At 47.4% G+C, this 26,538-nt stretch carries 26 protein-coding genes and 1 tRNA gene; 7 read left to right on the top strand and 20 right to left on the bottom strand.

What is annotated here, in order from left to right:
* Nucleotides 1-23: 23 nt before the first annotated feature.
* From CEG13_RS10680 to spoIIE, 3 genes are all read right to left on the bottom strand, one after another.
* Entirely contained in the window at nt 24-947 is a 924-nt protein-coding gene (locus CEG13_RS10680; protein ID WP_100011859.1) for a protein kinase domain-containing protein, read from the bottom strand.
* Nucleotides 910-1,650: a VWA domain-containing protein gene (locus CEG13_RS10675; protein WP_100011858.1), complete on the bottom strand. Its 741-nt coding sequence runs from the start codon at nt 1,648-1,650 to the stop codon at nt 910-912. Before CEG13_RS10675 ends, CEG13_RS10680 begins: the two co-directional genes overlap by 38 nt.
* Nucleotides 1,651-2,076: 426 nt before the next feature.
* Complete coding sequence (gene spoIIE / locus CEG13_RS10670; RefSeq protein WP_100011857.1) at nt 2,077-4,530, bottom strand: stage II sporulation protein E; 2,454 nt, start codon at nt 4,528-4,530, stop codon at nt 2,077-2,079.
* Between the two features lie 352 nt (nt 4,531-4,882).
* Here spoIIE and CEG13_RS10665 point away from each other — a divergent pair, with 352 nt between their 5' ends.
* From CEG13_RS10665 to CEG13_RS10650, 4 genes are all read left to right on the top strand, one after another.
* On the top strand, nt 4,883-5,329 hold the full coding sequence (locus CEG13_RS10665) for a MarR family winged helix-turn-helix transcriptional regulator (protein WP_100011856.1): 447 nt from the start codon (nt 4,883-4,885) through the stop codon (nt 5,327-5,329).
* Nucleotides 5,326-6,867: a DHA2 family efflux MFS transporter permease subunit gene (locus CEG13_RS10660; RefSeq protein WP_100011855.1), complete on the top strand. Its 1,542-nt coding sequence runs from the start codon at nt 5,326-5,328 to the stop codon at nt 6,865-6,867. The genes CEG13_RS10665 and CEG13_RS10660 overlap by 4 nt, the downstream gene beginning before the upstream one ends.
* 112 nt (nt 6,868-6,979) lie before the next feature.
* The gene (locus CEG13_RS10655) at nt 6,980-7,369 is read left to right on the top strand and encodes a DUF4181 domain-containing protein (protein WP_100011854.1); all 390 of its coding nucleotides are present in this window, start codon (nt 6,980-6,982) and stop codon (nt 7,367-7,369) included.
* Nucleotides 7,370-7,466: 97 nt separating this feature from the next.
* Nucleotides 7,467-7,540, top strand: a tRNA-Met gene (locus CEG13_RS10650).
* Nucleotides 7,541-7,776: 236 nt separating this feature from the next.
* Here CEG13_RS10650 and CEG13_RS10645 read toward each other — a convergent pair.
* The 9 genes from CEG13_RS10645 to CEG13_RS10605 form a co-directional block, all read right to left on the bottom strand.
* A complete protein-coding gene (locus CEG13_RS10645; RefSeq protein WP_100011853.1) occupies nt 7,777-8,166 on the bottom strand; it encodes a S1 domain-containing RNA-binding protein in 390 nt (129 codons plus the stop codon).
* Between the two features lie 70 nt (nt 8,167-8,236).
* Nucleotides 8,237-8,617 carry an FtsB family cell division protein gene (locus CEG13_RS10640; protein WP_100011852.1) on the bottom strand — a complete coding sequence of 127 codons (381 nt, stop codon included), beginning with the start codon at nt 8,615-8,617 and terminating at the stop codon, nt 8,237-8,239.
* A 5-nt stretch (nt 8,618-8,622) separates the two neighbouring features.
* Nucleotides 8,623-9,222, bottom strand: a complete 600-nt coding sequence (gene yabQ, locus CEG13_RS10635; RefSeq protein WP_100011851.1) for a spore cortex biosynthesis protein YabQ — start codon at nt 9,220-9,222, stop codon at nt 8,623-8,625.
* On the bottom strand, nt 9,219-9,551 hold the full coding sequence (yabP, locus tag CEG13_RS10630) for a sporulation protein YabP (RefSeq protein ID WP_100011850.1): 333 nt from the start codon (nt 9,549-9,551) through the stop codon (nt 9,219-9,221). Before yabP ends, yabQ begins: the two co-directional genes overlap by 4 nt.
* Before the next feature lie 56 nt (nt 9,552-9,607).
* Nucleotides 9,608-9,865 (bottom strand): RNA-binding S4 domain-containing protein, encoded by a 258-nt coding sequence (locus CEG13_RS10625; protein WP_100011849.1) that lies wholly within the window; start codon nt 9,863-9,865, stop codon nt 9,608-9,610.
* Between the two features lie 7 nt (nt 9,866-9,872).
* Complete coding sequence (gene yabN / locus CEG13_RS10620; RefSeq protein ID WP_100011848.1) at nt 9,873-11,318, bottom strand: bifunctional methyltransferase/pyrophosphohydrolase YabN; 1,446 nt, start codon at nt 11,316-11,318, stop codon at nt 9,873-9,875.
* Nucleotides 11,305-12,912, bottom strand: coding sequence for a putative polysaccharide biosynthesis protein (locus tag CEG13_RS10615; protein WP_100011847.1), 1,608 nt, complete (start codon nt 12,910-12,912; stop codon nt 11,305-11,307). The genes yabN and CEG13_RS10615 overlap by 14 nt, the downstream gene beginning before the upstream one ends.
* A gap of 369 nt (nt 12,913-13,281) precedes the next feature.
* Nucleotides 13,282-13,848, bottom strand: coding sequence for an SdpI family protein (locus CEG13_RS10610; RefSeq protein WP_100011846.1), 567 nt, complete (start codon nt 13,846-13,848; stop codon nt 13,282-13,284).
* Between the two features lie 60 nt (nt 13,849-13,908).
* Nucleotides 13,909-15,180, bottom strand: coding sequence for an ABC transporter permease (locus CEG13_RS10605; RefSeq protein ID WP_100011845.1), 1,272 nt, complete (start codon nt 15,178-15,180; stop codon nt 13,909-13,911).
* Between the two features lie 280 nt (nt 15,181-15,460).
* On the opposite strand from CEG13_RS10605, the gene CEG13_RS10600 reads away from it, so the two are divergent.
* The 3 genes from CEG13_RS10600 to CEG13_RS10590 all read left to right on the top strand — a co-directional run bounded on the left by CEG13_RS10600 (nt 15,461) and on the right by CEG13_RS10590 (nt 16,768).
* Nucleotides 15,461-15,664, top strand: coding sequence for a helix-turn-helix transcriptional regulator (locus CEG13_RS10600; protein WP_100011844.1), 204 nt, complete (start codon nt 15,461-15,463; stop codon nt 15,662-15,664).
* Nucleotides 15,665-16,333: a DUF3169 family protein gene (locus CEG13_RS10595; protein ID WP_100011843.1), complete on the top strand. Its 669-nt coding sequence runs from the start codon at nt 15,665-15,667 to the stop codon at nt 16,331-16,333. It abuts the gene before it with no gap.
* A gap of 138 nt (nt 16,334-16,471) precedes the next feature.
* On the top strand, nt 16,472-16,768 hold the full coding sequence (locus tag CEG13_RS10590) for a hypothetical protein (RefSeq protein ID WP_100011842.1): 297 nt from the start codon (nt 16,472-16,474) through the stop codon (nt 16,766-16,768).
* Nucleotides 16,769-16,837: 69 nt separating this feature from the next.
* Here CEG13_RS10590 and spoVT read toward each other — a convergent pair whose 3' ends face one another.
* From spoVT to spoVG, 8 genes are all read right to left on the bottom strand, one after another.
* Nucleotides 16,838-17,374: a stage V sporulation protein T gene (spoVT, locus tag CEG13_RS10585; protein WP_100011841.1), complete on the bottom strand. Its 537-nt coding sequence runs from the start codon at nt 17,372-17,374 to the stop codon at nt 16,838-16,840.
* A 183-nt stretch (nt 17,375-17,557) separates the two neighbouring features.
* The gene (gene mfd / locus CEG13_RS10580) at nt 17,558-21,082 is read right to left on the bottom strand and encodes a transcription-repair coupling factor (RefSeq protein WP_100011840.1); all 3,525 of its coding nucleotides are present in this window, start codon (nt 21,080-21,082) and stop codon (nt 17,558-17,560) included.
* A 74-nt stretch (nt 21,083-21,156) separates the two neighbouring features.
* A complete protein-coding gene (locus CEG13_RS10575) occupies nt 21,157-21,387 on the bottom strand; it encodes an anti-sigma-F factor Fin (protein WP_100011839.1) in 231 nt (76 codons plus the stop codon).
* A 350-nt stretch (nt 21,388-21,737) separates the two neighbouring features.
* Nucleotides 21,738-22,298, bottom strand: coding sequence for an aminoacyl-tRNA hydrolase (gene pth, locus CEG13_RS10570; RefSeq protein WP_100011838.1), 561 nt, complete (start codon nt 22,296-22,298; stop codon nt 21,738-21,740).
* A 109-nt stretch (nt 22,299-22,407) separates the two neighbouring features.
* On the bottom strand, nt 22,408-23,052 hold the full coding sequence (locus tag CEG13_RS10565) for a 50S ribosomal protein L25/general stress protein Ctc (RefSeq protein WP_100011837.1): 645 nt from the start codon (nt 23,050-23,052) through the stop codon (nt 22,408-22,410).
* A 123-nt stretch (nt 23,053-23,175) separates the two neighbouring features.
* The gene (locus CEG13_RS10560; RefSeq protein WP_100011836.1) at nt 23,176-24,129 is read right to left on the bottom strand and encodes a ribose-phosphate diphosphokinase; all 954 of its coding nucleotides are present in this window, start codon (nt 24,127-24,129) and stop codon (nt 23,176-23,178) included.
* Nucleotides 24,130-24,147: 18 nt separating this feature from the next.
* The gene (gene glmU, locus CEG13_RS10555; protein WP_100011835.1) at nt 24,148-25,524 is read right to left on the bottom strand and encodes a bifunctional UDP-N-acetylglucosamine diphosphorylase/glucosamine-1-phosphate N-acetyltransferase GlmU; all 1,377 of its coding nucleotides are present in this window, start codon (nt 25,522-25,524) and stop codon (nt 24,148-24,150) included.
* A gap of 640 nt (nt 25,525-26,164) precedes the next feature.
* On the bottom strand, nt 26,165-26,452 hold the full coding sequence (gene spoVG, locus CEG13_RS10545) for a septation regulator SpoVG (protein WP_100011833.1): 288 nt from the start codon (nt 26,450-26,452) through the stop codon (nt 26,165-26,167).
* Nucleotides 26,453-26,538 lie beyond the last annotated feature (86 nt).

Raw genomic sequence — 26,538 nt, 5'->3', positions numbered from 1 at the left:
CCCTTCTATTATAACGGCTGCGGCTAGAAAAGTAGAGAAATAAGGTAGTAAACCGCACCCAGCGCGCTAATCCCTCCCATTTCAAGCAGAACCGGGGATTTGTGCTTGTTTTGCCGTGCAGTACGGCGAGAACGGGTATGGTTGATCGCGGCCGCTATTTCCTGCTTCATTATCAAGCTGCTGTGATACCTTCCCTGCAAGGCTTTCTTCAGCGGCTCTCGGTACGGGACAAGTGTCTTAGCTTCATCCAGTTTTTTAAACAATGTCCGCTCGGGGTTGACACCTTTTTCAAACCGCTTCCCGTGAGAAACGTGCAAAAACACCATCACGAACGCAAATAAATCATAGCTTGGCTCGGCCTTCCTTGACCCCATTCCCCAATAGCCTCTGTCGTAAAACTCCGTGTATTCTTTAATGGCCCGGCCGATTTTAGTCGTGCCGCCGACATCGACCCACCGAAGCCTTGGCGGTGCATCGACAACGAGCAGGTTATCGGTTTTCAAATCGCCGAACACCCAGCCGGACTGATGCAGCTTCTCCAGGTCCTCTAACAGCTGCAGCATAAACACGCCGGTCCATTCGCTGCCGCGGCTCTGCAGAAAAGAAGCAAGACTTTTTCCCTGCAAATATTCCATTACATAAAAGGAATACGCTTCACCCGATGGAGACACCCAGTCATCGACATCCAGCAAATAAGGTCCAAGGCGATTTCCCTGGACCTTGCCTAACGATTTCAGCACATTTACTTCCACCGTCATTGATGTGCCTTTTTCACTGATTTTCAACGCTGCGGGCTGCCCGCCTGCTTCTGACAGATAGACCGCGCCAATCGCACCGGCTCCTAGCTTCTTTTTAATCAGATAGCGCTTGCCATGCCATTTTCCGGTGATTTGCGTGCCTGGTTTAAGGTCAGTAGCCTGTTTCTTCGATGCCTCGTTCATCATCATTGCGCAGGCTCCTCAGTAAGCTTTTTTTGCCGAATTGATACATAGCTTCCCGTATCGCCGGTCCTGTTGGCGTGATGCCGCCTGAGGTCAGTTTTGGAAAAACAGAGGAAATATCGTCCAGCTTCGGTGACCAGTCCAGTACTTTCTGGATATCCTTGCGCTTACCCGGAAAACTGTAAATGCTGAAGCGATTACGGCCAATCCGTGCATTCAAACTGATCGACAAATCAATTAATGCCTCTTTCACTGTCGGCAGCTTATTGCTCATGCTGGCACTGGTATCAACAAGCACAAGCACTTCCAAATCGCAGGTTTCTCCCATATCCTCGACCGCTTCCATAATTTCCCCGCGTTTCTCCGGTTCCAGCTCCTCCATGGACCCCTCGGAACCGAGAATCTGTTTGAGCTCCTTATTGACAAATCCCTGCAAAGTCTGGGTCATCGCCTGCTTTGTCACCATCTGTACGGTCTGGGATAGCACTTCCGGATAAACAAGCTGACTGACCCCACCACCGGAAAGTGCGATGTCTTCCACTTCCTTCAAACCCTCCGGCTGCTCGGTCTGTTCGTCTTCCAATATACCAATCACATTAACAGCAATTCCCTGCTCATAAGCCACAGCAGCAGCAAGCGCCGGGTCTTCTCCCTTATTCGAGCAGCCATCGGTCAACAGCAAAATCTGTTTCAGCGTCCCTTTTCTCACGTTGATTACCTCCCAATTATTCTGTCATCATCATCGACAGAAAAAGAAGGATGTATACGTGGAGCCGGGAGTGGGAACTTCAGCGCGAGAGTGAGAACTTCGGCGTCTGAGCAGAAACTTCTGCCCGTGAGCGAGAACTTCGGCGCGTGAACAGAAACTTCCGCCCGTGAGTGAGAACTTCGGCGTGTGAACAGAAACTTCCGCCTGTGAAAGAAAACTTCGGCGCGTGAGCAGAAACTTCCGCCCGTGAGCGAGAACTTCGGCGCGTAAACAGAAACTTCCGCCCGTGAGCGAGAACTTCGGCGCGTAAACAGAAACTTCCGCCCGTGAGCGAGAACTTCGGCGCGTAAACAGAAACTTCCGCCCGTGAGCGAGAACTTCAAACCCAGACCAGAAACTCCTCCCATACCAACAACCGCTCCCCTACTACTGCGCTGTCTTCTGATAAACCGGCACCGCCGCCCACTTCGGTGAATTTTTAGCCACTTTCGCCACGAGCACGGTCATATCATCATTAATCTCCCCAGAACGGGTGCGGATCACCTCTTCCAATAACAGGTCAGCGATTTCCTGCGGGTCCTCTGTTTTCATCTCCCGAATCTTGCGCTTGAGCCATAAATCGGTGTTCTCCACATGCTTTGGCCCGTCAAAAATACCGTCGCTCATCATGATCAGCAGGTCATCTGCCAGCATCTGCTCACTCACGATGTCGACATCAAACTCGCGGATGATGCCCATCGGCAGATTGCCAGCCTCCACTCTAAGCAATTTTTCCCCGCGTTTGATAAAGCTTGGCGTGGAGCCGATTTTCAGAAACCGGACAAAGGCGTTATGCAAGTCAATCACGGCGAGATCGAGGGTGGCAAACATCTCGTCAGTCGTCCGCAGTGCGAGAATCGAATTGATCGACTTAATTGCGACTTTCTCAGGAATGCCTGTCTGCATGATCTGTTGCAGCAGGTGCAGCGTCTCCACACTCTCTTCCTTCGCGCGCATTCCATTGCCCATGCCGTCACTGATTGCCATGGCATATTTTCCGGCACCAAGTTCAATGGTCGTGTAGCTGTCCCCGGAGACGAGCCCCCCACCCTTTGCCGCATTCGCTGCGCCGGTTTCCACGACAAATTCCTTGGCCGAGCCAAAGGCGAGATAGCTTGTCCCATTGGGAAACGGAGAAATTTCCTCTTCTTTTACGATAATCATTTCCTTTAAAATATCCGAGAGCACCGGGGCGATTAATTTTGCCCCCTCCCCGTGGTATTCATAAAACGCTGCCGTCATCTCAATATCGACATTGCCTTTTTCCAATTGGTAAATATCCAGCTTCTCCAGTTCGATCCCCATGTGTTTTAGCGCCTGGATAATCTGCATCTCCTGGTGTTCGTGCTGCTGCCGCTCTTTAAGAATTTCCTTGGCGAAATCCTCCATTACCTCCGAGACACCGCGCAGCTGGTCAGCAACGAGCCGTTTCGATTCCATCACCTGCTTCTTCAGCTTGCGGTTCGCTTCAAAAAAGGACATCTCCTCCTTCATCACATCGGTGACTTTCTTCGGTTTGACACAGTAATTTTCAAATTGCCGCATGACATCCGGATTCGGTTTATTGCCCTCAGTAATATCGGATTTCATTTCTTCCATTAATCCGTACGTTTTATCAAATTCCTTCTGCCAGCAGCGTTCTTTCATAAAACATGTCTGACAAGTTCTTTCCGTGACCTGACTAAGAAAATAATCCGTCTCCCTCGCCGCCTCTTTCCCCGCGTCTGGTTCTGCCTCCGCAGTGGTAAAGCTCTTGGATAATGCCTGGAACACATCAGAAAACTGCTCCACCCTTTTGGCCGTTACATTGCGCACCTTTTGCAAATACTGATCCTGTTCATTGGTGTACTCCTCGGTTCCGGGGATGTAGCGGGAAAGCTGCGAGAACCAGCTGCCCGGAGTGAGCAAAAAGAATAAAATGGCAACACTTGACTCCAATAAGGAAGGAGCAAGCGTGTCCGCACTGCCATAAATGCCGATCATCGCCGTCCCGACAAGCAGCCCCACAGCTACCCCAGGCTTTTTCCCTTCCTTCAAAAGACCGCCAAGCAGTCCGGAAAAGGCGAGCAGACTCATCTGATACAGGTTGGCAACATTGGCCAGGGACAGGATCAGCCCTGCCACCACACCTACCGTCGAACCGATCGCCGCACCACCGACAAATGCCAGAATCAGCACGAAGTATCGCGAGAAAATCTGCTCCACCGAGGCACCGTAGAATTCCCAGCCGATCATGCCCGTCAAAATCGAGGCAAGGAGAATAATCATGCAGACAATCTCCTCATTTTTCAATGCAGGTTTATAGCGTTTTGGCGCTAACAGCGGAAGGCTTTGCATAAAAATCAGCACAAGGACAGCACCGAGGATCCCCTCGACAAACAAAAGCATCCATTCATAGGAAGAGAGCTGCCCGGCTGTCGAATACAGAAACAGCCGCGGTGCAACAGCAGAGAAAAATACAAGGATAGGAACAATTACTTGTTGGTTCTTTTGATTTTTAAATAAAGCAGCAAGAAAAATAAAAGCAAGTATCGAAAGGCCGATGAACACGCTTTGTGTCATCGAATATGTCAATGCACCGGCCAGCACGCCGAGCATGGACTTCAGTGTTTTTTCCCTATGTACCAGCCACATGGTCGCAATGAAGGCGACGGCAAACGGAGAGACCGCAGACAAGATGACAGCCCGTCCCAGCAGAAAGCCAACGAAGACAAAAAGCCAGCCCTTATCGAGCAGTATCGTATGCGCTCCCTTATAAACCTTCGCGCGGATCTTTCTCATTGGAGTTGTTTTTTCCTTTTCCAGCACTTTTGGTTCGACTCTTGGAATTGATTGCATCATATGAATATCCCCCTGTCTTTCTACACAGTAAACCACAGTATGCCTTCTTTTTTTGTCAAAACAAGAGAGCATATTCAATAAATCGTTCGACTGCATTCTGACTTAAAAAGCCGATTTCAACACGAACGAATGTCCAAGAATCTTCCTCCATCCGCCCTGCTGGCCGGTTAAATATGAAAACGCACCCATTTGTCCAATACCCGGAAGTTTGCCGAAATCCAAGAAGATGTGCGGAAAAAGCAATGATTATTTTTTACGAAATTCCTCTTGTCAATTGCAGGCCGATTGATTATAATAGTTCTTGTGCAAATAGTTCGTGCATGAACTTTTCTATATGCGAAGGAGTTATAGCATGGAGAAAGATGAGAAAATCAACGGTATTGTTTCTTCCTTTCGTGAGGTAAACAAATATTTCCATAAACAAATGTGGCAGCACGCGAATGAACTCGGTGTGACCTTGGTGCAGCTGCAGATCATGAAGATTATTTCCGAGGAAACAGATATGAGTCTCTTGGATCTTTCGGGAAAAATGCATATCAACAAGAGCACCGTCTCCAGCACGGTGGATCGCTTGGTGAAGGCGGAATACATCCGGCGGGAACGTTCCCGGGAGGATCGCCGGGCAATCGTCTTAAATGTGACCGAACTCGGAAAGGAAAAGCTGACAGAGGGCTATGCCCTGTTTTATAAGCGGCTGGAACGATTAGACGAGATCAGCGAGGAAGAGGCTAAAAACTTATTCCGGCTCCACCAGCTGGTCAAAGAGAAGATTAACATAAATGGAGATGAGGAGAATTGAAAGAACGTACAGCTTATGTTGATGCAACGGAGGCGCCAAGGATACCGATTATCTTTGCGATGGTGCTCGGTGCGTTTGTCGCTATTTTAAACCAGACACTGTTAAACGTCGCACTGCCGGTCATGATGGTAGACATGGATATGTCCGCAAATGCCGCCCAGTCCCTGACGACGATTTTTATGCTGGTAAACGGGATTCTAATTCCAATTACCGCTTTTTTAATGGAAAAATTCACGACAAGGCAGCTCTTCCTGACCGCCATGTCGCTGTTTGCTCTTGGCACCCTGATCTGCGGGCTTGCTTTTTCCTTCCCGACTTTATTGGCAGGACGCGTGGTGCAAGCGGCAGGCGCCGGGATCATGATGCCATTATTAATGAATGTTATCTTGAGTTTGTTCCCTGTGGAAAAACGCGGATCGGCGATGGGGATGATTGGTCTTGCCATGATGTTCGCTCCCGCAATTGGCCCAACCCTTTCCGGAATTGTGGTGCAAAACTTTTCCTGGCGGGTGCTGTTTTTCATCGTACTGCCGATCGCGATTATTGATATTATTTTAGCTTACTTCTTATTGCGCAATGTCACACGCCTGACGTATCCGAAAGTGGATGTCAAATCGATCATCCTTTCCACCTTTGCTTTCGGCGGTCTTCTGTATGGCTTCAGCAGCGCCGGGCAAGCCGGATGGACCGATCCGATGGTTCTCGGGCCGCTGGCAATTGGCGGGGTCGTGATGTTTTTCTTTGTAACAAGACAGCTCCGAATGAAAAAGCCAATGCTGGAATTTCGCGTGTTCCGCTATAACATGTTTACATTAACGACGATCATCAGCGTAATTATCACCATGTCGATGTTTGCAGCGATGATCCTGATTCCAATCTACCTGCAAAACATCCGCGGGTTTTCGCCATTGGAATCCGGACTCCTATTACTGCCAGGCGCACTCATTTCTGCATTCATGTCGCCAGTTACCGGATGGCTGTTTGACCGGATCGGCGCACGGCCCCTGGCAATCACAGGGCTTGCGATCACGGCCGCCACGACCTTTATGTTCGCTCATCTGAGCGATGAAACGGGCTATTATTTCATGATGTTTGCCTATAGTGCGCGAATGGTGGGGATATCCATGATTATGATGCCAATTATGACAGCAGGGCTGAACCAGCTGCCAAAACGGCTGTATTCCCACGGGACCGCAATGTCCAACACATTAAGACAGATGTCCGGCTCGATCGGTACGGCGTTTCTCGTAACGGTCATGAGCGCCCAGGCTGCCAGACACCTGGCTGACTTCATGCCAGCTTCGGGGAGCCCGGGACAGGAACAGCTGGCTGTTCTGAACAACCTGGCGACAATCGAGGGGATCAATGATTCCTTCATGGTCGCTACTGCCTTTGCCGTGCTGGGGTTTATCTTATCCTTCTTTGTGAAGCGAGTACGTCCGGCGGATGAAGATGAAGAGTACTCGCCACCAAAGCCAGCGAAACAAAAATCGGAGAAACTGCCGGTGGGAAAGAGAGTGCAGTATGAACACAGATAATATGGAAAGCGCTGCTCGGTAGATGAGCAGCGCTTTTTTTAATGGCGGGAAGAGGAGGTTGATGCTATACTGTTAGATAAATATAAAATTTCTGTTAAAGGGTGGGTTTAATTTGTTTTGGCTGGAGGTTGTGCTTTTAGCTTTAGGTTTGTTTGCGATAGTTAAAATTGTTGAATTCATTGTCAGGAAGTCTTTAGGGATTAAGAAGGTGAAAGGTGCTCCATGGTTTGAGAATGCTTTCCACAAGTGGTTGCACATCACCTTCAGTTCGCTCCTTTTCGTGCTGCTTTTTTATATTACTTACGCCCAGCCCTCCATTCAAACGGTGGGGACATTGTTAGCTGTCTTGTTTTTAGCCCGATTAGGCATGGAAGTGTTCATACAGAAAAAATACCTTTCTGACTCCCTGGAGTATATTGTTACATTAACTCAGGGACTCACTGTTGTTGTTATGATTGTTACCCTGTTTAATTTTGAGGTGATGAACTATTTTATCAGCTGATGGCACAGTCTGGCATTTATCTATATATTCTGCCTGTAAAATTAATGATTGACACAAGCCCGGCTGTGTTGTATTATATTTTTTGTTGATTGTTTTTGGCGGCGTAGCTCAGCTGGCGAGAGCGTACGGTTCATACCCGTGAGGTCGGGGGTTCGATCCCCTCTGCCGCCATCATGTATATTTTTGGAAGACAGTTCTCTGTGGAGGGCTGTCTTTTTTTGGTGTTGGGTGCGCGATTCAGGGGTTTGGTCGCGCGTTTTGGGCGATAGCTCGCTCGACTCGTGGCGTCACTCGCCCCACCCCACGCACAACAACACAAAAAAGCAGACGCCCGCTTCTCAGGCGGAAGCGGCGTCTGCTTTTTTATTTATCGACAGAGCATTATATTTGGTATAGACAGCAAACTGCTATCCTCTTTTAGCACCTCGACCCCCGCGTTTGGATTCCGTGTGCTTCTTTAAAGAGGCTAACCGGTCTTCCGAGTCCTTGAGGAAACGGTTCATCTTGGATTCAAATGTTTCCGTGCGTTCCCGTGTCGGACGCTGTTGTGGACGTTTTGGTCTTGGCTTCGCTTTTTTGATCGACAGACCAATTTTACCATCCTTTTCGACATTGATGACTTTGACGGTAACGGTATCGCCGACAGTCAAGTGTTCATGAATGTCTTTCACATAGTTATCAGCAACCTCACTAATATGGACAAGGCCGGTTTTCCCTGCCTCCAGCTCGACAAAAGCCCCAAAATTAGTGATACCGGTTACCTTTCCCTGCAGCTTGCTGCCTACTTCGATTGACATAAAAAAAATGCTCCTCCTTAAAAAATTAAATATCCTACTGTTATATTATAGCCGGGTGCAGGAAAATGTGTCAATACGAGGGGTCCTCGTCAGGCAGATTAAAGATCAATTCTCCTTTTTTGGAGAAAAAGTAATTGGTCCGGGCAATATCCAAGACATAGTCCTCATCATTTAAAAGTTCAATTTCCTGTTTTAAATCGGCCTCTTCCTGCTTCAGTGTCGCCAATTCTTTTTCCAGCTGCTTGTACTCTTCCAGCTTTTCCGCATGCAAAGCGCGCTGTTCCAAATGATAAGCCGTCATGCCTCCAATTGCCAGCATTGCTATGACAGAAAACAGGACAAGCCGGCGAATCAGACGCTGCTTCTTTCGTTTCTGCCTTTCTACATGGGCATCATACTGCTGCATATAATTGGAATCCAGTCGTGTCACGGTTTTCTCTCGTTGAGCCAATGCTCCTACCTCCTCTTTGAACTGAGATATTTCCTGCATTTATTATATATATTCTCTATTGTACTATAAACTCCTGCTAGTTTGTGTAAATTTTTTTGGATTTTTTTTGGGAGCATCCGCCAGATTCCCTGAAACAGCCAGCGAATGGGGGCAATCAGCACTTTCCAAACAAAAAGAAGTACCGCACCAAGAGCCTTCAGGAGGCCGGTTATAATAGTTACAAGCAGCAGGACCAGCCATTTCACCGGTGCAATAATCAGCAATTGAACCGTACGTGCGAAAAACCGGTAAATTTTCGCGACAATCCGGATGATTTGCTCGAGAAGCCGCTTATAGACACCGGCCGCAAATACCTGGTACATGGAAAAGCCGAGCAGACACGCCAGCAGGATGTAAAATCTAATCTCCCCGCCGTTCGCGCGGAAGAGCACATAAAAGATAAGGAGTGTCTGCGTCAGCCAGAAACAAGCCTCCAGTACATAGGTAAGCACGACTCTGTTTTTCCAGTAAACCGTGAGCCGGCGAAAAGTCTCCTGTACAATACCCAGATAAAAACCGCTAAAAACCATGGCCGCCATGGTGATGAACTGGACACTGAGTGTCATCGGAACAGCTTGCTAAAGAATCCTTTAGCTTTCTCCTCGTGTTCATCCACATAGGAAAGCTCATAGATTTTTCCCTTAATCGTCACAACCCCTTGACCGACGTCCAGGTTTTTCATCTGCAGGTTCTGCCCGCGAACGATCAGATAACCCATGGTCGTTTCCAGTAAAAATTCCTCATTATCAAAGCTGTCCACTTCTTTGACACCCGTGATCTCCAGGTTTTTCCGGTTATTCATTTTCACGAAATGGTCAGTCGCCGTGCGGGACGGGACAGGCGTTCCCGGGGCCCCTCCCACCGGCGTTGGTTTTTTGTCATAGTAATTATTCATCGAACCAGCCCTCCTTATCGTTACTACTTTATGATAGGAGGGACAAGTATAGAACTTTATTCGGGCTTTTCTTCCTTCACCACACGATAAAGGGTTTCTGCCTCATCTTTCTTGACGGTCTCCCTGAGTGCGGTAATCTCTATCGTAACTAGTTTCTGCCCAAATTTGATCACTAACTCATCGCCGATAGATACCTCAGAGGAAGCTTTGGCCTTATTGCCGTTAATGGTTATCCGTCCCTGGTCTGCCACTTCCTTTGCCAGGGTGCGGCGCTTGATTAGCCGGGAGATTTTCAAAAATTTATCCAGTCGCATGTCTGTTTCACTCTCTTTCCTTTGCCTGATTCCACAAAGCATCCATTTCTTCAAGCGATGCCGTGGCTGTATCTTTTCCTTCATTCTGAAACTGTTTTTCAATATAACTGAAACGCGAGACGAATTTGCTGTTAAAGCGGTTCAGCGCAATTTCCGGGTTAATTTTATAATACCGTGCGAGGTTGGCCAGGACAAATAAGACATCCCCGAATTCCTTTTCGATCTCTTCTTGCTCCTCAGCAGCAATGGCTTCCCGCACTTCCTGCAGCTCTTCCTCCAGCTTCGCCCATACATCATGTGTCTTCTCCCATTGAAAGCCCACTTTGGCCGCCTTTTTCTGCAGCTTGAACGCCTTAGCAAGTGCCGGGAGACGGGCAGGGACCCCGTCCAGCGCGGAGGTGCGTGTCTCGCCTTTCTCCTCTTTCTTCAACTCTTCCCAGTTTTTATACACGTCACTCACCGTATCTGCCTGTGTATCAGCAAATACATGGGGATGGCGATGGATCATTTTATCTGTGACGGTACGGATTACATCATCCACCGTAAAATACCCATCGTCCTCCCCGATCTGGCTGTGCAGCATTACCTGCAGCAGGATGTCGCCCAGCTCTTCGATGATATTTTCATCATCCTCGTTGTCAATGGCGTCGATTAATTCATAGGCTTCTTCAATAACGTACTCCCTGAGTGACTCATGGGTCTGCGCCCGATCCCATGGACAGCCGCCCGGAGCCCGGAGTGTCGCAATCACCTCACGCAAGCGGGAAAATGTATGATGCAGCAGGTCTTCGGATGCTGGCGGGACATACACACTGGTCAAATTGCTGAGCTCCACCGTGTGATCCAGCTCCTCCAGCGGGATGGTGATAATCCGCTCCTGCTCACTGCCAGCCGCCTCCACAATCGTTACAGGATGATCATGCGGCAGGTCCTCGAGCAGCGTCAGCTTCACTTCCGAGGCGATAAATGCATCATAAACCTGACAAAACACCAGGTGCTGTCTGTAAGTCAACTCTTCCCGCTGAAAAGACGTGCCATCAACAAATTGAAAGCCCTCAATCGGATCGATCCGGAGTGTGGTAAACAAATCATCCAAATAGCTTTGCCCGCCGGCGACCTCCACTTCTACATCCTCATGCTGGAGCAGCAGCTGCACGGTTTTTTCTGCAAGCATCGGATGTCCGGGGACCGCGTAAACTACTGCTTCTTCCTGCGCAGCTTCTACAAGTTCGTTGACAATCTGCTCATACACTTCGTCAAATTGCTGATTTTCCTCATATACCCTGTCAAACGAGGCAAATTGCAACCCTTCCTGCTTGAGCGCGGACACAACCGGATGATCTGCCGTGCGCGTGTAAATAGTGTTTTTTCCAGCGGTCAGTTTGCGGTAAAGCCCCAGGGGAAGCTGATTGATATCTCCCGCTCCCAGACCGATAACTTCAATTTTTCCCATGATGATGGTTCCTCCCATTATGTATGCGAATGAAAAACTGCGAAAACGGCAGCATTCCTAATTCCTTTTCCGTGAAAGCCCATCCTTTTAAAAGGACGAACAAATAGAGCACTCCGCCAGTGACTGACACTGTCAGTACATAGAATAACAACCCTAATCTTGATGCGGAAACTTGATCCAAAAATAAAAACTCCAGCAGCAGAATGGCAGCAAGCATGGCCACGAGTGCTTTGCCGAGAGTGAGCCAGTCCAGCCGCCGAAAGAAATCAAGTTCCGGCAGTTTCCGTTTCAGCTCCCATAGTACACAGGTACACAGAATCAAGAGTGCCAGCACAGTGGCGAGCGCCCCGCCGGTGATCCCCCACCACAGGACCAGCAGCTGATTGCCAATCCATTTGGCAAATAAAGCGATCAGAATAAACCCGGCCGTACGTTTGACATATCCCAGCCCCTGCAGAATCGATGCAGCAGTAATCGCCAGGGAACAAAGAAGAATCGAGACCACAAGCAGCTGCAGTTCCCCAGTGCCTTGATCATTTTGAAAAAGCAGCGTATTGGCCTCGGGGAAAATAGCAATTAGTCCGACAGTCGCTCCGGCTGCCAGGTAAAAACTGAACAGCATGCCGCCACGGATATACGGGTAAAACGTCCCGGGCGATGCATTCAGCTTTTCCCGGGAAATGACGGGGATCAGCGCAAGAGCAAAAGAGGATCCAAGCACCGTCCCCAGCTGTATCAATGGCTGCCCCCGGTCAAACACACCCTTCGCCTCCATCGCCTCCAGCTGGCTGAACCCGCTCTCCATGAGGCTCGGAACCAGGGTAAATGCATCAGCAAATTGAATGACAAGCAGTACCATATGATTCAGGGCAGCCACCACACCAAGCGTGATCAGCGTACTGGCATAGTCCACCCACGGGATCGCGTCCTGCTCTTTCGCTTGAAGTGGCGGTCTTTTTTTAAGCAAAAATAGGCTGAGTATAATGATCGCCGCTCCCGCCCCAGCTACAGCAGCCAGCGCGGCAGCCTGTCCTACTATGTACAAATGCTGCCCCTGAAAGCCCACCCACACCGCAACGGCAATAATAATCGCGACACGAACGAGCTGTTCTCCCACCTGTGAGGAGGCGGCCGGCTTCATCTCATAATTTCCCTGAAACAGCCCCCTTAGCAAGGCTGAAAAAGGGATAAGCAAAAAAACAAATGCGGCGAATTGATACGAACGTGAAAGCCCAGCGTCCCCAACCCACATAGCAAGAGAATCAGCATTCATCCATAAAAATAGAAATACCGCACCATTTAATCCGAGCAGCAGGATAAGCACCGGCCCGTAAAAATGTGGAAACGAGAGGGACTTTCCTTCCGCCTTGCGATCTGCCGTCATTTTCGATATCGCCTGCGGGAACCCATACAAGGCCAAGACCAGCGCAATACCGAGAATGGGATACACCTGCTGATAAATATAAAAACCAACATCCCCTGTCAAATTCTGCAGCGGAATCCGGTAACCTGCACTTAATACCTTGCTCACCAGCCCAGCCAGCGTCAGCAACAAAGCCCCCTTGACCAGCCGATTGGATTCATTCTCACCCATTATTCTACGTCCTTTTTATGTACAGTAACTTTTTCTTATTATAGCATAGTTGTCGGGTTATTTCGTGAAGCTGTTGTTGAGGTGTTTCAAGTATTGAGAAATTGCGCGGAATTTAGTTCCTATACGAAAAAGGCCACGGGGTGACCACTCCCGCAGCACTTTTACATGACGGCCGCATGACAAATAGTGCCACACGCCTTTCTTCTCTTGTTTACACGTATAATATACCACAAACCAGATGAAATTAAAAAATGTTACTGTAAACCAAACGTATTTCTGCAACATACACGTCATGATGAATAACTGTCGTTTTGTTTTTCCGAAACATGCTGCAATTGACTAACCAAGTATTCAAATTATCTATACCATTCACTCAAAAACCTCCCATTCAATTTCCTCATTTTCAACAAGAGATTCAATCGTTTTTAAATGATCCGTCTCATTAACTATTTCATATTCATTGATGTAATCATTGTCCACACACAGCGTCAGACTGTCTGTTTTCAGGAAGTTTTCCTCCACCTCATTGGTACTGCGAATTCTTATACGATATTTCCTATCAAGGACATGAAGATTTGATTGTTCTTTTAGCTCAATATCTGAAAAATCCTCTATTATTTGATCCATAATTTCCTCGTCTTCTATGGTGACACTCGCTTTTCTCTCTGGCATGTCACCGGAAAGATCGCTAATTGTGATGGAAATTTCCTGCACCGTACTTTCTTCATTGAGTTGGTCTGAAACAAGTTCCTGAAATGTTGTGTATTTCGATTGATTAATAATGAAGATGGTGCCCGCGACCATTAAAGCCAACACAACAATCAGCGTGCTTTTCTTTTTAATCCAAAAACTCAACAAAAATGCTAAAAGAATAATTGCTATCCCGGCAAGAAAGAAATTACGATATTGCAATAAGAAATCAATGAGGGTGGTCATTTTGTTACCTCCGTCAATCAGTGTCTGACATGGTCTTTCAATGTTTCCTAACGGGTACCCCTATCCATTCCGCCTATACTGAACTACCCACGCCCCATACGTCGCCAGCAAAATCAGAAAACTCGACACACTCAGCGAAATCATCCCATTCGCATAGGTAAGGTCCCAGTTCTCCACCGTCAACGCCAGTTCATTGGTCATGATGTCGAACACAGAGAAATACTGAAACGGAAGATAGTGAGCAATACTGGAGTTGATCATTTCCCCGCTCCAGGTAACCCCGATATACAGCACACCAAGTGTCACACCCAATGCGAGCACCATTCTCTTTGTAATAATCGAAAACAGAAACAGCATGGAATAGCAGAATAGTAGAATCATCCCAAACATACCGGCTGCCCGCAGCAGGAACATCCCCATGCCCATCAGAGAAAATGTGCGGTCCTCCCCGTAAATCATCACGGGATAAGCCAAGTCCCCGAACCGGTCAAAAATCACACCCGTTATTACGGCGAACAGAACGGCCCCAAGTAAGATCAAGAAACTCAATAAACCAACCGCTAAAAATTTCCCTGCAAGAATTTTATCCCGGTGAATAGGCTGTGTCTGCAGCAGATGAATCGAACCATTTCTGCCAAGCCCCTCTTTTGTCATGACATCCCCAAAAAGAAATAGGAAAAACACCGCACCAAAGATACTGAACATCAGACCATATAGGCGATCAAGATAATGAATGCTGGCAGAGGAATACTTGTCGGCGGTTTCCCTGTTCCACTGCAAAGCTTCTTCCGGAGTTGCTCCCTGCACATTGATGTCCTGGTCATACCAGGTTATCCAAGTAGTTGATCCAACTGGCAGTAAAGGCGTTACCTCTTTATCAATCATCCATTTGCTTTTTGCCACAAATGTTTCTTTCGTAAATAATGTTTGCCAGGTATATGTATGTGTTTGATTATTATAGCGCATACTCGCGATAGCTGATTCTTCACGTTTAATTCCCGGCTGCAAAAGCGCTTCCCAGTTCTCTTCTTTATGCCACTCTATTTCTTGTTTATCTTCTTCCAGCATATTTTTCTGGAATTCAATCTGCTCTTCCAGCTGCTCCGCTTCTGTCCCCTCCGCTGATTCCAGCAGCTCTCTTTTTTCTTGCAAATCCTGTTCTTGCCTGTCCGTAAACTCCTCCATTTGCTGGACTTCATTTTCCACATGGACTGTATTGGTATAGACAAGAATGTAATAGGTAATCAAAAACAAAAGAAATGCCAGCATCAGAATACGGAAAAAAGTCGACTTAAACACTTTTCTTATTTCAAAGAGAATGAGATTTATCATAAGAGATCTGGTACACCACCAGAGTTTCACCCCCCTTATAAACGTTTATAATCTGCTCTATATAAATACACTATTCTTCAATGAACTGAAAAATCCTTTTTTAAAATCTTTATTGGTGTGCAATTTTAGTCTAAGGCAAAAGACTTTGTAAGAGATTTGAGGATTTTGAAAAGCCATTTTGACAATTATATTTATCCTTTTGACAATAATAGTTGTCATTTTGATAATTATTATGTACAATACGTAATATAAGGTATCCAATCGACAGGGGTGGTGTCATGTGAAAAGCCGGCTAAAGGAACTTCGGGCTCGGGAGGGTTATAATCAAACGCAGCTCGCAAAAACAGCAAAGGTTTCCAGACAAACAATCAGTCTAATTGAACGGGAGGAATATATGCCCTCACTGTTAATAGCAGTAAGGATCGCACGCATATTTAATGAGCCTGTGGAAAATGTTTTTTTATTTGAGGAGGAGGAGTTATAAGTGAAAGGTATCATGCGATTTATATTAGGCGGGGCAGCTGGATTCTTAACGGCATACATTGTATTAAATTTTTCTGACCTCGACTTTGCTACAGATATATTTGTCATCGCTCTGTTCGTCATTACTGCTGTGTTAATGATCATCAGCCTGGTCCGATATAACCAGGTTAAGAAGTTAAGTGAAATGACGCTCACAGGGGATGAGGAAGATGAGGCAAATGCTTCAATGTATATGAAGTATAGCGACTATTCGTTGTGTGTACATTCCAGCATTGTTGTTTCTGTATTAGCCTTGAGTCTCAGCATTATAGCAATGGAGAGTATATTTTTTACGATTGTTTCCATTGTTTTGGTCGTCATTAACTGTTTATTCGGTGCTTCCATGTTCCGTGTCATGCGATATGCCAGTCCGGAGCGTAAAATACCTGAATTGTCCGACCCGAACTCTCCAAAAGACATTTTGGATATTGCAGACGATGGTGAAAAGGACGTCATGTTGATTGGGTTAAATAAAGCCTATAATGTGTTGAACACAACATTGATATTAGCAATTATCTTTGCTACGTTTTATTCCATTTCAAACAGCTCCCAGATTTTCTCTATTATTGCGATGTCTGTTGTGCTGCTTCTTGTAAACGGGAAATATCTTTTAGCTGTCCGGAATAAATAGTGAGGCTTTGTAACAGCCCATTTGACGACTCTAGTTGGCAAGCGGGCTGGTTTTGTTTCACAAATTATTATAACCAAGCAGGATTTCAAGGAAATATATCGAACTCTTCATATAACCTATATATAGGGAGTGGGCACGATGAAGGTGAAATGGCAATTTCCTGTGATCGGATTCATCATCTGTATATGTTCATTCTTATTATCCGCTTCCTCCAAAGGTTTCCATGATTTCTTTTTGCAGAATATCGGCATTCACCCTCTTCTCGTAACCATTATTGCGGCAGTCCTTTTGCTTATTACAGCAATGACGGGCATAATAACCGCAAAAGACACAAAAGCCTCTATCATCAATTTAGTGGTCCTAATCCTTACACTAATGCTTTTGCTCTTTGTCACTCCGATTTTTCTGTTCGGAAATTATATAGACAGTTTATAGCCGCTCCTGCACAAAAAACAAGGCAAAACCCTGCGCTATGCAAGTTTTTGCCTTGGTTCTTCCTAAGTATTATTCCATCTGCTTTGCCAGGAAGCTGGCGGCGGTTTCGACTGCCTTCTGCTCTACCTTGCTCAGCTTGTCTCCATCTTTGGAAAACATCATGACACATCCGATGGGGTCCCCGCCGGTTATTACCGGGCTGATACAGTAGGATTCCAGTTCCTGCGCTTGACCTTCAATTATTTCAATCGTCCCTTTATCGGTCTCGAATACATGTGATCGGTCCTCTATCGTTTTGGTCAAATCGCTCCCAATATTTTTGTTTAAATAATCCTTTTTCGATTCGCCCGCTACTGTGATCACCTCATCCCGGTCGCAGATCAGCACCGGAAACTGAAGCGAATCAAATAAGGCTTCGGCATATTCTTTAGCAAAATGGCCCAGTTCAATGATGGGTGAATACTTTTTTAGAATCACTTCACCTTCGCGGTCTACGAAGATTTCCAGTGGATCTCCTTCACGGATACGGAGTGTTCTTCTGATTTCTTTCGGGACGACAACCCTGCCCAGATCATCAATACGTCGTACAATTCCTGTTGCTTTCATGAGACGAATCCTCACTTTCTTAGGATGCTTACTTTCGTGTACATCGCATTTCTAATTCTCGTCATAAAGTGAAAAAATAACCAGCTGTGATGTTAGTATGATTCATCTCATTGGAACTATACATGTCCGCGTCGTTTTTTTAGCAACTTGGCAGAATTTGTATTTCGTCGATAGGCCTCAATTCTACGCACTCCGGTCCACTTCTGTCAGCTTATCCATAAACTCCCCGACGGTTTCGTAACGCTCACGTTCCCCGTCCCTGGTCCACTTAAAGGTAATTTTTAATTTGTTATTCTCCGTGCCGAGCTGGACACCTCTGCCAAAGGTATTTGCCAGATCAAACAGCTTGGAGCCGTCCACCTGCTGGCTCCTGTCTGCGTCGACTAGTAACTCAATTTTTTTGTTCTTTTCGCTAATTGATTCCACGCGCTGCTGTTTGGCATACATTTTCAGTTCGGAAACGGTGAATAAATTAGCCACTTCCTGCGGGTATTCGCCAAACCGGTCGATTAATTCATCTTTGAGGTCATCCACATCCCCTGCAGAATCCACGTTTTGAAACTGCTTGTAAATATCAATTTTCTGCTTTTCATCTTTAATATAGATCTCCGGAATATAGGCATCAATATCCAGCGTAAGCTCGGGCTCGAATGGCTGGATGTCCTCCACTTCCTTGCCGGCTTTCCGCGCTTCGATTGCATCTTTAAGCATCTGCGAATACAGGTCAAACCCAACCGAATCAATAAAGCCGTGCTGCTGGGCGCCAAGCAAATTCCCGGTCCCGCGGATGGACAGGTCGCGCATGGCAATCTTGAAGCCGGAACCAAGCTCGGTAAATTCCTTGATCGCCTGCAGCCGTTTTTCCGATACTTCGGAGAGCACCTTATCCTTTTTATAGGTGAAATACGCATAGGCAACCCGGTTCGAGCGGCCAACACGTCCGCGCAGCTGATAAAGCTGGCTCAGTCCCATTCGGTCAGCATCATTGACAATCAACGTATTCACATTAGGAATATCCACCCCTGTTTCAATAATCGTCGTGCTGACAAGGACATCGTATTCCCCTGCTAAAAATCCAAAAATCACGTTTTCCAATTCTGTTTCATTCATCTGGCCGTGCGCAACGGCGATCCGGGCGTCATCGACTAGCATGCCGAGATCACGGGCCGCCTTGTCAATGCTCTCCACCCGGTTGTACAGGAAAAACACCTGTCCGCCGCGTCCCATCTCCCGCTCAATTGCTTCCCGAATAAAAATTGGGTTGTAGTCTGCCACGTACGTTTGGATCGGGAAACGGTTCTCTGGCGGGGTCTCGATGACAGACAGGTCTCGCACTCCGAGCATAGACATATGCAATGTCCGTGGGATCGGTGTGGCTGTCAGTGTCAGCACATCGACATTGGTTTTCAGCTGTTTGATTTTTTCCTTGTGCTTCACGCCAAACCGCTGTTCTTCATCGACTACCAAAAGACCGAGATCGCGGTATTCGACATCCTTGGAAAGCATCCGATGGGTGCCGATCACGATATCCATCGTTCCTTTTTTCAGTCCATCGATCGTTTCCTTCTGCTGCTTTTTTGTGCGGAAGCGGCTTAACAGACCGATATTGATCGCATGTTCCTGAAAACGCTCGCGGATTGTTTCGTAATGCTGCTGTGCCAAAATGGTTGTCGGCACGAGGAACGCGACCTGTTTGCCGTCTGCGATTGCCTTGAACGCAGCACGGATAGCCACCTCGGTTTTTCCGTAGCCGACATCCCCGCACAGCAGGCGATCCATCGGGCGTTCCTGCTGCATATCCTGCTTGATCTCTTCAATACATCGCAGCTGATCCTCGGTTTCCTGATAAGGGAAAGAGGCCTCGAATTCGCGCTGCATCTCTGTATCCTCGGAAAACGCATAGCCTTGTCGCGCCTGTCTTTCCGCGTACAGTTTAATCAGGTCATCGGCAATATCCTCCACCGAAGACTGGACTTTGCGCTTGACTTTCTGCCATTCCGAACCGCCCAGTTTGTACAGCTTAGGCTCTTTTCCTTCTCCACCGACAAACTTCTGCACCAGGTCAATCTGGTCAATCGGCACGAACAGCTTGTCATCCCCGGAGTACTTGATCAAGAGATAATCTTTATGCTGATCTTTGACCTTCAGGGTTTCAATGCCAAGATAGCGTCCCACCCCATGGTTGGCATGAACGACGTAATCACCGACTTTGAGATCCTGGTAATTTTTGATCCGCTCAGCATTGGAAACCTTCTGCTGCCGGCGCGGACGCTTGGTTCTTTTTTTGAATAGCTCGTTTTCCGTAATCAGCACGAATTTATGCAGGGGCATTTCCACCCCGCCCGAGATATTGCCGACCGTAATGATTGGCTTGTTCACTGGAAGCTGTGGCTGTCTGGAAACGGCAGCCTCGATATCATAATCGGTAAAGATGGAATGAATCTTTTCCATACGCTTTTCATTTGGCGCCAGCACCACCACAGAAAAATCGCTCTTTTCCCAGCGGGTGAGCTCATTTTTCAACAGGTTCATCTGACCATGAAATTCCTGCATTGTCCGTGTAGACAGATCAATAATATTTTGCGGCTGGGTATTCGGAATATGCCGCAGAAAGACCGACATGTAAATACGCGGGTGTTTCAGACCATCCCAAATAGACAGCCAGTCAAAAGAGAACCTGCTGTCTCTTAACATCTGATTTGCTTCCAAAAGACTTGCGTACCACTCCGCTTCCTCTGTATCCAGATTTCCCGCTGTTTCCTGAATCCGGCTCATTTCGTCAAAAATCACCAGGCCATCAGATGGCAGGTAATCTAGCAAACTGGCAGGATTCTGATAGAGGTAGCCTATATATTTATACATTTCCTGAAAACGTTCCAGGTTTTTCATCCGGCTGATGTCTGCCTCGATCGTCTCAACGAGCGTTTCCTTTGATGTGGAATTCTTCATTTTTTTAAGCGACTTAGCAAGGGCATCTTCCAGTCGGCCGGCTGCTGCTGTCATATCGGAATCGGTGAGCAAAAGCTCGGTGGCAGGTCCGATGGTGATCTCTGTCAACTTGTCCAGTGAGCGCTGGCTTTCCGCATCAAAATAGCGGATCGAATCGATTTCATCATCAAACAATTCGATGCGTACCGGATGCGTTTCCGTTAATGGATAGATGTCAATGATGCCGCCCCGCTTGGAAAATTCTCCGGGGGAGGCGACCATCCCAGATCGTTCGTACCCCATATCCACCAGGGAAGCGAGGTATGCATCAATGTCGATCGCTTCCCCATACCGGAAATGGAGCTGGTACTGTTCCCAATAATCTTGTGGCGGCAGCATCCGCTTTACCGCTGCAACCGGCGCAATTAAAATGCCGGATTTCTTTTTCGACCAGGCAGTTAAGGAATCAATCCGCTCACTGCGCAATTCCGGACTGGCAATCGCGATTTCCGAAGCGATCAGTTCATTTACCGGGTATAAATGAACGTCCTCCTCACCCATAAGTTCTGCCAGGTCATCGTACAGCTGCTGTGCCTGGGGCAACTGATGGGTCACCAAAAGCACCGGCCGGCTGACCGATTCACGGACCAGTGAAACTAAGAGGGCACGTGCTGAACCGGACAAGCCGGCAACCAGCTGCTCCTTCATTCCGCCGTCGACCCCGCTGATAATTGATTGTATATCTTCTCTTTCCTGTAAGTAATTCGTTATCCCTTTCATTTCGTACCTCCACGTACTCCTCACCTAAGCGCAAAAACGCCTTGGCAGCCAACCAAAGCTTTTCTTGCTCTCTTTCATTGTATAAAGAAATCCAATTCATGATACTGCGGATTAGATTTTAATGTTTCCTGGCAATCCTCGCAAATGATCTGAATCTCCATATCGCCATTTTCCAGATACTGAATCATTTGCTCCCTGTCCTCGGACGAGAGCTGATCGAACCCAAGCATAGACGTATCGATCACGGGCTCATCCAGCTTTCCGATTTCATGGCCGCAATGCCTGCATGTATAAATTAGCGACATTCCCACAACCTCCTAAAGGATCAGATTAGAGGCTGTTCAAAAACTACGTATAGAGGATGTTCAAAAAGTCCGGTAACAATGACGCATCGAATTTCTTCGTTGGCTTGCTTTTCCGCTACTCACGTATTTAAAAGCATACGCTCCGTTCCTTGGAAAAGAAAACCACTTTTCCTGCGTGCTGGATCGTCTGCTCAAAGCTACGCCGCCTCGAACTTCTCGGTCCTTGTTAACCTCCTTTTTGAACACTCACGTATAATGCTTTCAGGCAGTTCTTGAACATACATTTCAAGTTTACCCGAACAGCGCATTTTTATACCCTTTGGCGGTTGTTGACTTACCCTATGTTTCGCTCAGGCGTTATATTCATTCATCACTTCAAGGAATGGCTTCTGCATCCAGGCTTCACAGGCATCAGCAGCTTTGTCAATACTCTCTGCCGCCTGTTCCTGTTCTGCCTTGGCAAAAGACCCAAGTACATAATCAATCACCGGAATCTGAGACTCAGGACGGCCCACGCCTATACGAAGCCGTTTGAATTCTTTGGTCCCCAGGTGGTCGATCATGGAGCGAATGCCATTATGACCGCCATGCCCGCCTTTTTGACGCAGGCGGATTTTCCCTGTCGGCAAATCCAGATCATCATAGATGACCAGCACATCCTCGGTAGCGATTTCGTAATAATCCATTAGCGGGCGCACCGCTTCCCCGGACAAGTTCATAAATGTCTGCGGTTCCACGAGCATGACTTTCTCGCCATGAAGGGTTTCGATCGCGTAATCACCGCGGAACTTGGACTTGTTCAGCTTCCATTTATGGCGGGTGAGCAATTCATCGACTGCCATAAAACCGGCATTGTGGCGGGTCTTTTTAAACTTTCTGCCCGGGTTGCCCAGGCCGACAATACATTTCATCACATTTCTTCCTTTGATTCTAAAGTTTGTATCCCATACAATAATCCCTCCCCTAAGAAGAAAGGCTTCCTAAAGGAGGGTAGCTGATAATATTTTCTGGTTCCTGAGCTTATTTCTCCTCTTCTTCAGAAGACTCCTCTGCATCTGCATCGACTAGTTCAGGCTCTGCATTCTCATCCGGCGCCTCTTCAGTATCATCCAGCGTATCCGGTGCGGTTACCGTAGCAATCGTTGTATCCGGATCTTCAGTAACTTCGTAGTCGTCGAAAGTTGGCAAGTCGGAAACTGCCAGGCTGTCGCCGATTCCCAGTGTCGTTACATCAACAACAATTTCATCCGGAATATTGCCAGGTTTCGCACGTACTTGCAGTTCGTACAACGGCTGCTGCAATACGCCACCGTCTCTAGCGCCTTGTGCTTCGCCATCGAATCTTAGTGGTACTTCCACATCCATTTCCTGAGCCATATTTACCACATAGAAGTCCACATGTACCAGCTCGTCTTTCAATGGGTCCATCTGGTATTCATGCAGCATTACGTCCACACTCTTATCATTTTCCACTTCCAGGGAAATAATCGCGTTTCTTCCTTCATCGCGCACCGTTTTTACCAGTTCGATGCTATCGACAGAGATGCTTTTATTCTCTTTTTCTTTTCCATAGACAATGCCAGGCACTCTGCCGCTCGAGCGGATTGCCTTTGTTGCTGCCTTTGTATAGTCTTCCCTTTGTTTTGCTTTTAATGTTACTGCCATTTTCATCATCCTCCAACTATAGTAAAACTCTATTTTTCGAACAGCCGGAATGCAGTTTTTTCGGCTGCAAAGATTTAAAACAGACTGTTTATATTTATTCCCGATTTCATCCGTGACGAAACCTTAATCAAACAAAATGCTGACAGACTGCAGTTCATGTACGCGGATAATCGCCTCACCAATCAGTGGTGCTACGGACAATTCCTTGATTTTCTCTGATTGTTTATCTTCGGTGAGCGGAATGGAATTGGATACCACGAGTTCCTTAATCTGCGACTTATTAATCCGCTCGACTGCCGGCCCGGACAGTACCGGATGGGTACAGCAGGCAAAAACTTCCGTTGCGCCATTTTCTATCAAGGCGTCGGCTGCCTGGGTGATGGTACCGGCTGTATCTATAATATCATCAATCAAGATTGCTGTCTTGCCTTCAATATTCCCGACGATGTTCATTACTTCGGAAACATTCGGACGGGGACGGCGCTTGTCGATGATGCCGATTGGCGATTTCAGACGATCGGCCATCTTGCGCGCACGAGTCACGCCGCCATGATCCGGGGAAACCACCACAATGTCATCCAGGTTTTTGGCCTCAAAGTAATCGGACAAAATCGGCACACCCTGCAAGTGATCGATTGGTACATTGAAAAATCCCTGAATCTGCGGGGCATGCAGATCAAGTGTGATCATTCGATCGGCGCCGGCTTTTTCCAGCAAATCGGCAACCAGTTTGGCAGCAATCGGCTCCCGCGCCCGTGCTTTGCGGTCCTGCCTGGCATAGCCGTAATACGGCATGACAATGTTAACCGATTTTGCTGATGCACGTTTTAATGCGTCAAGCATGATCAACAATTCCATCAAGTGTTCGTTGACTGGGGAACAGGTTGACTGCACCACATACACATCACATCCGCGAATGCTTTCTTCAATGTTAATCTGGATTTCGCCATCACTGAATCGGGAGACGGTGCATTTTCCGAGTGTGGTCCCAATATGGTTGGCAATATCCTCTGCCAGCTGCCGGTTGGAGTTCAAGGTAAATACTTTCAAAGATTGATCTTTATAGCCAGACGCCATGAAAAAACCCTCCGTTAATTAATTGTTCCTGTCTTTCAGCTTGCTTGCATACCCTTCCTTGTTGGACTGCCTTGCTCTGGCAATGGATAACGCATCTTCCGGCACATCCTTGTTGATTGTTGAACCGGCTGCTACATAGGAGCCTTTGCCTATCGTCACAGGTGCGATGAGATTGGAATTGCAGCCGATGAAGGCATCATCCTCTATCGTCGTCAGGTGTTTGTTTTTACCGTCATAGTTCACTGTTATTGTACCACAACCGACATTAACATTGCTTCCAACTTGAGCATCCCCGATGTAACTCAAATGGGAAACCTTGCTGCTGTCGCCCAGATCTGTCTTTTTAATCTCGACAAAATTGCCGATTTTCGCATCACTGCCGATGTTAGATGCCGGGCGAATGTGGGCAAACGGACCGATTTTTACCCGGTCGCCGATGTGGCTGTCCGCTGCCACACTTTGCTTAACGACAGTGCCCTCCCCAATATGGCAATTGGTGATTTCGCTGTTGGGGCCGATTTCGGCGTCCGCTTTGATAACAGTGTCGCCTTTTAATACGGTTCCAGGATGGATCACGGCATCCGGTTCAATCACGACACCGGCATCAATGTATGTATGATCCGGATCAAGGATAGCGGCACCATTCCTCAAGTGCTGTTCGTTGATGCGTTTTTTCATGACTTTATTTGCTTCAGCCAGCGCAACCCGGTCATTGATCCCCATTGTTTCATCAAAATCCGGTGTGACATAGGCGGCTATTTTTTCACCCTGTTTGCGCAATATGCCGATCACATCAGGCAGATAATACTCGCCTTGTGCATTCTGGTTGGAAACATTCTGTAATGCTTCGAAAAGTTTTTTGTTGTCAAAGCAGTATGTTGCCGTATTAATCTCGGTAACGAGCCGCTCCCCTTCATTGGCGTCTTTATGTTCAACAACCCGCTCTACTTCTCCCTGTTCGTTGCGGATTACCCGTCCATAGCCGTCCGGGCTGTCTGTTTTTGCGGTTAATAACGTGGCACTTGCGCCGGCCTCTTCATGCCGGGCAAACAGCTCCCTGTATGTCTCTGTCGTAATTAGCGGAGTATCCCCAGCCACGACGATGGTGGTTCCCTCTTTATCTTTTAACAGATCCTCTGCCTGCATCACAGCATGTCCGGTTCCCAGCTGCTCCTCCTGCAAGACAAATTCACTATCATTACCTACATGTTCCGTCACCTTCTCGGCACCAAAGCCAACGACGGTAACCGTTTTCTCCAATTCCACTTCGTTCAGCTGATTCAGCACATGTTCCACCATTGGCTTTCCTGCCACTGGATGAAGCACTTTATACAGCTTGGACTTCATTCTCTTCCCCTGTCCTGCCGCGAGCACCACGGCGTAACGCTTCGTCATAAGGAAACCTCCATCCTAACGATTTCTCCATTATGAATATATCGTAAACCGCAATGGATTTCAACAAATAGTCGCTTACTTAGGCGGCGGTATGGCAGGATTATCCAGACGGGGTGTGTTTTTCCTGGGGAAGTCGAAGAAGAGGACTTGGTCTACCGCTGCGGAAATGCACTTCGCTTTCCGCGGGAGGCCGGTGAGCCCCCTTGTGCTGTCGCACTGCGTGGTCTCACCTAGGCCTTTCCTCCCGCAGGAGTCTACGTGCATTTCCTCCGCTGAGTTTGGAATTATAACTTCATCAGACTCATTAACTGCTTGTTGGATAAACAACTGCTACCCTCTTTGATGATGGCTGTTTGGAGCGGAGGGCAGTCGACTCCTGCGGGAAAAGCACGAGTCTAGACCTGAGCAGGAAGTGCCAAAGGTTGGAAGGCTAAAGTCGCGACGTCCTGTCGCAACGCCTTCATGACTAACCCTGTTAGCCCGAGGCTGAAGCCGTGCCCTAAGGTGCGCGACGCCCGCAGCGGAAAACAACATGCACTCTGTCTCGTTTTATGGTTTTTTGATACAACAAAATAATACAACAACAAAAAAGAGGTCCATCCACGGCTAGATTGACCCCTTTACAGATGATCATGAAAATTTAGGAAGCACCAGCTTCTTCATACCGAAATGGAGATCCGGCGCGGTGGTACTCCTCCAATACCTTGTCCTGAATCTTTGCCCTGGTGCCAGAATTAATTGGATGCGCAATATCCCTGAATTCCCCGTCAGGTGTGCGCTTGGAAGGCATAGCGACAAACATCCCATTGTTCCCGTTAATCACGCGAATATCATGGACAACAAATTCTTCGTCCAGTGTAATGGATGCAATCGCTCTCATTCTTCCCTCAGAGTTTACGCGGCGTAATCTTACGTCAGTTACCTCCATGATGTTTCACCACCTTTTTCCATATAAACTTATATTACTAGTTCCACATTCCTATCAAAAATTCCTGCCTAAATAATAAAAAAAAT

The organism is Lentibacillus sediminis (assembly GCF_002763455.1).
GTDB lineage: Bacteria > Bacillota > Bacilli > Bacillales > Amphibacillaceae > Lentibacillus_D > Lentibacillus_D sediminis_A.
Note: the sequence above shows the minus strand (reverse complement) of the source record. Positions and strands in the feature narration are given on the sequence as shown.

What these genes read in the sequence shown, in the direction of transcription:
- CEG13_RS10680 (WP_100011859.1), bottom strand. Translation starts at nt 947, where the DNA reads ATGATGATGAACGAGGCATCGAAGAAACAGGCTACTGACCTTAAACCA.
- spoIIE (WP_100011857.1), bottom strand. Translation starts at nt 4,530, where the DNA reads ATGATGCAATCAATTCCAAGAGTCGAACCAAAAGTGCTGGAAAAGGAA.
- CEG13_RS10665 (WP_100011856.1), top strand. Translation starts at nt 4,883, where the DNA reads ATGGAGAAAGATGAGAAAATCAACGGTATTGTTTCTTCCTTTCGTGAG.
- CEG13_RS10645 (WP_100011853.1), bottom strand. Translation starts at nt 8,166, where the DNA reads ATGTCAATCGAAGTAGGCAGCAAGCTGCAGGGAAAGGTAACCGGTATC.
- yabQ (WP_100011851.1), bottom strand. Translation starts at nt 9,222, where the DNA reads ATGACACTCAGTGTCCAGTTCATCACCATGGCGGCCATGGTTTTTAGC.
- yabP (WP_100011850.1), bottom strand. Translation starts at nt 9,551, where the DNA reads ATGAATAATTACTATGACAAAAAACCAACGCCGGTGGGAGGGGCCCCG.
- CEG13_RS10625 (WP_100011849.1), bottom strand. Translation starts at nt 9,865, where the DNA reads ATGCGACTGGATAAATTTTTGAAAATCTCCCGGCTAATCAAGCGCCGC.
- yabN (WP_100011848.1), bottom strand. Translation starts at nt 11,318, where the DNA reads ATGGGAAAAATTGAAGTTATCGGTCTGGGAGCGGGAGATATCAATCAG.
- CEG13_RS10615 (WP_100011847.1), bottom strand. Translation starts at nt 12,912, where the DNA reads ATGGGTGAGAATGAATCCAATCGGCTGGTCAAGGGGGCTTTGTTGCTG.
- CEG13_RS10610 (WP_100011846.1), bottom strand. Translation starts at nt 13,848, where the DNA reads ATGACCACCCTCATTGATTTCTTATTGCAATATCGTAATTTCTTTCTT.
- CEG13_RS10605 (WP_100011845.1), bottom strand. Translation starts at nt 15,180, where the DNA reads ATGATAAATCTCATTCTCTTTGAAATAAGAAAAGTGTTTAAGTCGACT.
- CEG13_RS10590 (WP_100011842.1), top strand. Translation starts at nt 16,472, where the DNA reads ATGAAGGTGAAATGGCAATTTCCTGTGATCGGATTCATCATCTGTATA.
- spoVT (WP_100011841.1), bottom strand. Translation starts at nt 17,374, where the DNA reads ATGAAAGCAACAGGAATTGTACGACGTATTGATGATCTGGGCAGGGTT.
- mfd (WP_100011840.1), bottom strand. Translation starts at nt 21,082, where the DNA reads ATGAAAGGGATAACGAATTACTTACAGGAAAGAGAAGATATACAATCA.
- CEG13_RS10575 (WP_100011839.1), bottom strand. Translation starts at nt 21,387, where the DNA reads ATGTCGCTAATTTATACATGCAGGCATTGCGGCCATGAAATCGGAAAG.
- pth (WP_100011838.1), bottom strand. Translation starts at nt 22,298, where the DNA reads ATGAAATGTATTGTCGGCCTGGGCAACCCGGGCAGAAAGTTTAAAAAG.
- CEG13_RS10565 (WP_100011837.1), bottom strand. Translation starts at nt 23,052, where the DNA reads ATGGCAGTAACATTAAAAGCAAAACAAAGGGAAGACTATACAAAGGCA.
- CEG13_RS10560 (WP_100011836.1), bottom strand. Translation starts at nt 24,129, where the DNA reads ATGGCGTCTGGCTATAAAGATCAATCTTTGAAAGTATTTACCTTGAAC.
- glmU (WP_100011835.1), bottom strand. Translation starts at nt 25,524, where the DNA reads ATGACGAAGCGTTACGCCGTGGTGCTCGCGGCAGGACAGGGGAAGAGA.
- spoVG (WP_100011833.1), bottom strand. Translation starts at nt 26,452, where the DNA reads ATGGAGGTAACTGACGTAAGATTACGCCGCGTAAACTCTGAGGGAAGA.